Origin of the sequence: Cupriavidus sp. UGS-1, from assembly GCF_021213615.1 — a bacterium.
In the GTDB taxonomy this organism is placed as follows: Bacteria; Pseudomonadota; Gammaproteobacteria; order Burkholderiales; family Burkholderiaceae; genus Cupriavidus.
Genome location: NZ_JAJQJF010000012.1, coordinates 174,787 through 181,670, shown reverse-complemented (window position 1 = coordinate 181,670; position 6,884 = coordinate 174,787). Strand labels below are relative to the sequence as shown.

Genomic DNA, 6,884 nt, shown 5'->3' with positions numbered 1-6,884 from the left:
GCCGGCTTCGGCCAGCGCCTGGCCGGTGGCCGGCATGGCGGCCATCGTGCCGGCGGCCTGGCCCTCGGCGCTTTCGGCGTCCGCAGCCTCGGCGGCTTCGGTGGCTTCCGTGGTGGCGCCTTCCTCGCGCTCACGGCGATAGCGGTTGCGGCCGCGGCGATTGCGGCGCCGGCGCTCTTCGCCCTCGCCGCTTTCAGCGATGTCCGCGGTTTCCGGCAGTTCGGCGCGGACGGCGCTGGCCTCGTCGGTCAGCGCGGCCACCGGCACCGGCTGGATCGGCGCGCCGGCTTCCACGTCGGCAAGCTCGGCATCGGCGGCGCGGGTCTCGCTGCGCTCACGTTGCCGTTCGCGCTGGCGCTCGCGGCGTTCCTGGTTACGTTCGCGACGGTTCTCGCTGCGCTCGGTGCGCTCGCCACGTTCGCCCTGCACGGCGTCCGGCTGGCGCGCTTCGGCCTGCGCCGGCTGCGCCTCGGCCTGGCGCGGCTGGCGCTGCTGACGCTCGGCGCGCTCGCCGCGCTCCGCACGTTCACCGCGTTCGGTGCGCTCACCACGTTCGGCACGCTCGCCGCGTTCCGCACGCTGGCCGCGGCCAGCCTGGCGCTCGCCACGTTCGGCACGCTCGCCCCGTTCGGTACGGTCGCCGCGCTCGCCGCGTTCACCACGCTGTCCACGTTCGCCACGCTGGCCGCGCTCGCGCCGGCCGCCCTCGCCATTGCCGCCGGTGCGGGCTTCCGCCGCGGCCGGCTTGGCCGGCTGCACCGGGGCCGGTGCCGGACGGGCGCCGAACAGGCCCTTGAGCCAGGCGATGAAGCCGCCGCTGCCGATCGGCTGCGTCGCCGCGGCCGGAGCGGCCGGCTTGGCGGCCGGGGCCTCCTGGCGCGGAGCGCGCTCGGGGCGCGGCACCGAAACCGGCGCCGGCTGCTCGGGGGTGATGCCCTTGACCGCGGCTTCCTGGCGCGGCTTGGCGTCTTCCTTCTTGCGGCTGCTGTAGCTGGTGTCCGCCTCCAGTTCCTTGGCGGCGGCCTCGGCCATCCGGTAGCTGGCGGTGCTTTCTTCCAGGCGCGGATCGTCGTGGCGCAGGCGCTCGAGCTTGTAGTGCGGCGTTTCCAGATGCTTGTTCGGGATCAGCAGCACGTTGACCTTGAAGCGCAGCTCGATCAGGTTGATGTCCTGGCGCTTCTCGTTGAGCAGGAAGGCGGCGACCTCGACCGGCACCTGGCAGTGGATCGCGGCGGTGTTTTCCTTCATCGCCTCTTCCTGGATGATGCGCAGCACCTGCAGGGCGGACGATTCGGTATCGCGGATATGGCCGGTGCCGTTGCAGCGCGGGCAGGTGATATGCGAGCCCTCGGACAGCGACGGACGCAGGCGCTGGCGCGACAGCTCCATCAGGCCGAAGCGGCTGATCTTGCCCATCTGCACGCGCGCGCGGTCATGGCGCAGCGCGTCCTTCAGGCGCGTCTCGACGTCCTTCTGCGCCTTGTTCGACTCCATGTCGATGAAGTCGATGACGATCAGGCCGCCCAGGTCGCGCAGGCGCAGCTGGCGAGCAATCTCGTCGGCCGCTTCGAGGTTGGTGCGCAGCGCGGTTTCCTCGATGTCGGCACCCTTGGTGGCGCGCGCCGAGTTGACGTCGACCGAGACCAGCGCCTCGGTGTGGTCGATCACGATGGCGCCGCCCGACGGCAGCATCACCATGCGGGAATACGCCGATTCGATCTGGTGTTCGATCTGGAAACGCGAGAAGAGGGGCACGTCGTCCCGGTACTTCTTCACGCGGTTCATGTTGTCGGGCATCACCACGCTCATGAAGGCGCGGGCCTGCTCGTAGATGTCGTCGGTGTCGATCAGGATCTCGCCGATGTCGGGCTGGAAGTAGTCGCGGATCGCGCGGATCACCAGGCTCGATTCGAGATAGATCAGCAGCGGCGCCTTGTTGTCGCCGGCGGCGCCGTCGATGGCCTTCCACAGCTGCAGCAGGTAGTTCAGGTCCCACTGCAGTTCCTCGGCCGAGCGGCCGATGCCGGCGGTGCGGGCGATGATGCTCATGCCGTCGGGCACGGTCAGCTGGCCCATCGTCTCGCGCAGTTCCTGGCGGTCCTCGCCCTCGATCCGGCGCGACACGCCGCCGCCACGCGGATTGTTCGGCATCAGCACCAGGTAGCGGCCGGCCAGCGAGATGAAGGTGGTCAGCGCCGCGCCCTTGTTGCCGCGCTCTTCCTTCTCGACCTGGACGATCAGTTCCTGGCCTTCGTGCAGCGCGTCCTGGATGCGCGCGTTGCGCACGTCGACGCCTTCCTTGAAGTAGGCCCGGGCCACTTCCTTGAACGGCAGGAAACCGTGGCGCTCTTCGCCGTAGTTGACGAAACACGCTTCGAGCGACGGCTCGATGCGGGTGATCACGCCCTTGTAGATATTGCCCTTGCGCTGCTCGCGCCCGGCGGTCTCGATATCGATGTCGATCAGCTTCTGACCGTCGACGATGGCGACGCGCAATTCCTCCTGCTGCGTCGCATTGAACAGCATGCGTTTCATCGCAAACCCTCGTTCCAATGCCGCGGCCGGCACCGGTAGTGCCGCGCGGCGTTTCGAAAGCACGCGAGGAAGCGAGAGGTGGCGTGAGAATTGCCGAAGGCGCCGGGGCGAATGCAAGCCGCCGGCTGGGCACGGGTGAAAGAGAGAGACGTCGGCGCGCTGCGCGGGGTTCGGACCGCCATGCCGGCCATGCGCGAGCTGCGCGCAGGGTCAGGCGGCGATATCGGACGGAGGCCGGGGTGCGGGGGAGGGCAGCGACGACAGGATGCCGCTTGCGCTTCGGCTCGCACCGGGGCCGGCCACGAACGGCCAGGACGCGTCAAAGAGCAAGGTTGTCGGACGCGGCGGCATGCCACCACGACCTGAGCGACCGACAAGGCAGGCGCACCTGCTGCTTGTTGGAGTTCTGCGACCGGGCGCCGCGATTGTCACCATGTCGTCGATCAGGCGAGGGGCCAGGCAACCGGCCGGCACCGATTTCCGGTGCGGCGGGACTTTCTCTCACCGAAGCGAATGCCGTATCGGCATCCGCCATCAAATTCTGTTCTACCTGAACACTCTGCTCCCACGTGAACCGAGTCCGCGCCGAACCCGCCTTTGGGCGGTTTTCCTGCGCACAGCCGGTACCGTGCGTGCTGCTTGTTACTTGATTTACTGCGACAGGCCGCCAGCGGAGCTGTCGGCCCGTACCGCCAATTTGCCCGTCCGGCGCCTGCGGATTACGCGATGGCGGGGGACCGGGCCGGGCCAGCGGTGACCCGAAGTGTAAAATGCGACAATTCGCTTACACCGCTTGCGCTGCCGGCTTTGGCCGGGGTAGCGCGGAAATTATATTTGAAAATGAATGAGTTACGCCATCGAATTGAAAAAGAGGTGCGATCCGGCACGGATGCGCCCCAGGTGGCGTATGTGACCATCGGGGAAGACGCCGACGGCCAACGGATCGACAACTACCTGCTGCGCGTGGCCAAGGGCGTGCCCAAGAGCCATGTCTACCGGATCTTGCGCTCCGGTGAGGTGCGGGTGAACAAAGGGCGTGTCGATGCAACCTATCGGCTGAAGCTCGGCGATGTTGTGCGCATTCCGCCACTTCGTGTGGCGGCGACGGCGACGGCCGACAGCTACGTGCCCGCGGCCTCGTTTCCGGTGCTGTTCGAGGACGCCCATCTGCTGGTGATCGACAAGCCGGCCGGCGTGGCGGTCCATGGCGGCTCCGGCGTCGCCTTCGGCGTCATCGAGCAGCTGCGCCAGGCGCGGCCCGAGGCCCGTTTCCTGGAGCTGGTGCACCGGCTGGACCGCGAGACCTCCGGCATCCTGCTGCTGGCCAAGAAGCGCGCGGCGCTGGTGCATCTGCATCAGCAGATCCGCGACAACGCGATGGACAAGCGCTATTTCGCCTGCGTCGCCGGCGAATTCGGCCACAACCGTCAGCATGCCCGCTTCCCGCTGTTCAAATACACCACGCCGGATGGCGAGCGCCGCGTCCGCGTGCAGGCCGACGGCCAGCCCTCGCATACGGTCTTCAACCGCGTGGCGTCCTTTCCTGGTTACACGCTGCTGGAGGCGGAACTGAAGACCGGCCGCACTCACCAGATCCGCGTGCATCTGGCGCAACTCGGGTTTCCGATCGTCGGCGACGACAAGTACGGCGATTTCGCGCTGAACAAGGCGCTGGCCCGGGCCGGCGTCAAGCCAGGCCTGAAGCGGATGTTCCTGCACGCGCACCGGTTGACGTTCGTGCACCCCGGTACCGGCCAGGCGCTGACGCTGAGCGCGCCCCTGCCGGCCGAGTGCGAGGCCTTCCTGCGGCAACTGAAGCAGATGGCGCAGCCAGGGCAGGCAGATTCGGCTCCGACTCCCCATGCCCTGTAGCGGATGACGCCTTCATCCGCCGCGGCAACTCCATTATTCGATCGAGAACTCCCATGGCCCGGCAACGCTTCGACCTGATCGTCTTCGACTGGGATGGAACCCTGATGGATTCCACCCCGACCATCGCCAAGTGCATCCAGTTGGCCAGCCGCGACCTGGGCCTGCCGGTGCCCGACGAGGACGCCGCGCGCCATGTGATCGGGCTCGGGCTGAAGGACGCGCTGGAATATGCGATCCCGACGCTGGACCCGGTCGACTATCCGCGCCTCGCCGAACGCTATCGCTACCATTTCCTGACCCGCGACGCCGAACTCGTGCTGTTCGAGGGCGTGCTGGAGATGCTGCAGGCGCTGCGCGGCCAGCACTATTTCCTCGGTGTCGCCACCGGCAAGACCCGCGTCGGGCTGCAGCGGGCGCTGGCCGCCACCGGCCTGACGTCGCTGTTCGACGCCACGCGCTGCGCCGACGAGACGTTCTCCAAGCCGCACCCGGCGATGCTGCACGAGCTGACCCGTGAACTGGGCCAGGAGATGGGGCGCACCGTGATGATCGGCGACACCACGCACGACCTGCAGATGGCGGTCAACGCCGGCGCCCACGGCATCGGCGTCTGCTACGGCGCCCACCCCGCGGATTCGCTGCGTGCGATGACGCCGCTGCACTGCGCCAGTTCGATCGCCGACCTGAGCGACTGGCTGCATACCCATGGCTGATACCGAGCCCGATACCGGGCCCGATACCAGGTCCGATACCGGGCCCGACACCGGGCCGCTGCCGACTACGCCAGCCTTGCCGGCACTGCCGGCCGGGGCGCGCCGGCTTTGCGCGGCGCACGAGCTGGTCGAGGGCGGCGTCGGCGTGCGCTTCACTGTCGCGGTCGGCGGCCGGGAGATCGGCGCCTTCGCGGTGCGCTACGAGGGGCAGGTCCATGGCTATCTGAATCAGTGCGCCCATGTGCCCATGGAGCTCGACTGGCAGGAAGGCCACTTTTTCGAGTCGTCGGGCCTATACTTGATGTGCGCCACACATGGCGCGACCTATGCGCCCGACAGCGGACTGTGCGTCGGCGGACCGTGCCGCGGCGCTTCGCTCGCCAAGCTGCGTGTCGAGGAGCGCGACGGCGCCGTCTACTGGATACCGGAGTCGCCGTACGACGATCCGCCCTCGCTGCCGTCGCCACCGCCCGTACCGTAGGCGGGGCGCCGCGGCCGCGCACCGGCATTGCTTTTTTTTGACGGGAAACCTTCGGGCCCCAGCGCAACGTCGGCGACGTCCGCGTAGCGGCGCCCGTTCGAGAGTATTTGCATGACAGACGAGAACAAACCGCCGGTGAAGCCGAACGAGCCGGATGCCGAGCCGGGCCGCGGCGACGAGAGCCCGAGCGGGCACGGCGCCGGCGAGCGGCTCGAAACCGCGCGCCGCGCCGATTACCCGCTGGAGGCCGAGGTCCGCGATGCCGAGGCCGCCGCGCGCCGCGAGTCGGTCGAGCGCAAGGCGCGGCTCAAGGGCGAGTCGGCCGGGCCGGTCAAGACCGGCGCCGGCTGGGAGCGCGATGTGCTCGAGCGCGTGCTGATGGCCACGCTGCGCGAGCAACGGGCGGCGCGCCGCTGGAAGATCTTCTTCCGCCTGGCCGGCTTCGCGCTGATCGCGCTGGTGCTGTTCTCGCTGTTCGACTTCAAGACCGACGGCGCCATCACCAGCGGCCGGCATACGGCGATGGTCACGCTGGAGGGCGAGATCGCCGCCGGCACGCCGGCCAGCGCCGAGTCGATCAACGCCTCGCTGCAGGCGGCCTTCGCCGATGCCAACGCGGCCGGCGTGATCCTGAAGATCAATTCCCCGGGCGGCTCGCCGGTGCAGGCGGGCATCATCAACGACGAGATCCAGCGCCTGCGCTCGCTGCATCCGTCCAAGCCGCTGTATGTCGTGGTCGAGGAAATCTGTGCGTCGGGCGGCTACTACGTGGCCGCCGCGGCCGACAAGATCTATGTCGACAAGGCCAGCATCGTCGGCTCGATCGGCGTGCTGATGGATGGCTTCGGTTTCACCGGGCTGATGGACAAGCTCGGCGTCGAGCGGCGGCTGTACACCGCCGGCGCCAACAAGGGGATGCTCGATCCGTTCTCGCCGGAATCGCCGCAGCAGAAGGCGTTTGCCGAACAGATGCTGCGCCAGATCCACGAGCAGTTCATCGCGGTGGTCAAGGAAGGGCGAGGCAACCGGCTGAAGGACGATCCGACGCTGTTCTCGGGGCTGTTCTGGTCGGGCGAGCGCAGCATCGAGCTGGGGCTGGCCGACGGCCTGGGCAGCGCCGAGTCGGTGGCGCGCGATGTGCTGAAGGCCGAGGAGATCGTCGACTACACCGTCAAGGAGAACATCGCCGAGCGCGTCGCCAAGCGCTTCGGCGCCGCGGTCGGGACCGCGGCCGCCAGGACGCTGATGTGGAGCTCGCGGCTGCAGTCGCTGTATTGACGGCG

5 protein-coding genes are annotated in these 6,884 nt (G+C 68.5%); 4 read left to right on the top strand and 1 reads right to left on the bottom strand.

The window, feature by feature from the left end; genetic code table 11:
* The coding region (locus LRR16_RS16680) for an Rne/Rng family ribonuclease (protein WP_232206555.1) at window positions 1-2,535 on the bottom strand (2,535 nt) is incomplete at its 3' end.
* An 840-nt stretch (window positions 2,536-3,375) separates the two neighbouring features.
* Between LRR16_RS16680 and LRR16_RS16675 the strand changes: the two genes are divergently transcribed.
* The 4 genes from LRR16_RS16675 (at window position 3,376) to LRR16_RS16660 (ending at window position 6,879) form a co-directional block, all read left to right on the top strand.
* Entirely contained in the window at window positions 3,376-4,407 is a 1,032-nt protein-coding gene (locus LRR16_RS16675) for an RluA family pseudouridine synthase (RefSeq protein ID WP_232206554.1), read from the top strand.
* Window positions 4,408-4,460: 53 nt separating this feature from the next.
* Window positions 4,461-5,120 carry an HAD-IA family hydrolase gene (locus tag LRR16_RS16670; protein WP_006579740.1) on the top strand — a complete coding sequence of 220 codons (660 nt, stop codon included), beginning with the start codon at window positions 4,461-4,463 and terminating at the stop codon, window positions 5,118-5,120.
* The gene (locus tag LRR16_RS16665) at window positions 5,113-5,601 is read left to right on the top strand and encodes a Rieske 2Fe-2S domain-containing protein (protein WP_232206553.1); all 489 of its coding nucleotides are present in this window, start codon (window positions 5,113-5,115) and stop codon (window positions 5,599-5,601) included. Before LRR16_RS16670 ends, LRR16_RS16665 begins: the two co-directional genes overlap by 8 nt.
* Before the next feature lie 111 nt (window positions 5,602-5,712).
* Window positions 5,713-6,879 carry a S49 family peptidase gene (locus LRR16_RS16660; protein WP_232206552.1) on the top strand — a complete coding sequence of 389 codons (1,167 nt, stop codon included), beginning with the start codon at window positions 5,713-5,715 and terminating at the stop codon, window positions 6,877-6,879.
* Window positions 6,880-6,884: the final 5 nt, after the last annotated feature.

Excerpts from the sequence above, each read along its gene's own strand:
- LRR16_RS16660 (WP_232206552.1), top strand. The coding sequence starts at position 5,713 with ATGACAGACGAGAACAAACCGCCGGTGAAGCCGAACGAGCCGGATGCC.
- LRR16_RS16675 (WP_232206554.1), top strand. The coding sequence starts at position 3,376 with ATGAATGAGTTACGCCATCGAATTGAAAAAGAGGTGCGATCCGGCACG.
- LRR16_RS16670 (WP_006579740.1), top strand. The coding sequence starts at position 4,461 with ATGGCCCGGCAACGCTTCGACCTGATCGTCTTCGACTGGGATGGAACC.
- LRR16_RS16665 (WP_232206553.1), top strand. The coding sequence starts at position 5,113 with ATGGCTGATACCGAGCCCGATACCGGGCCCGATACCAGGTCCGATACC.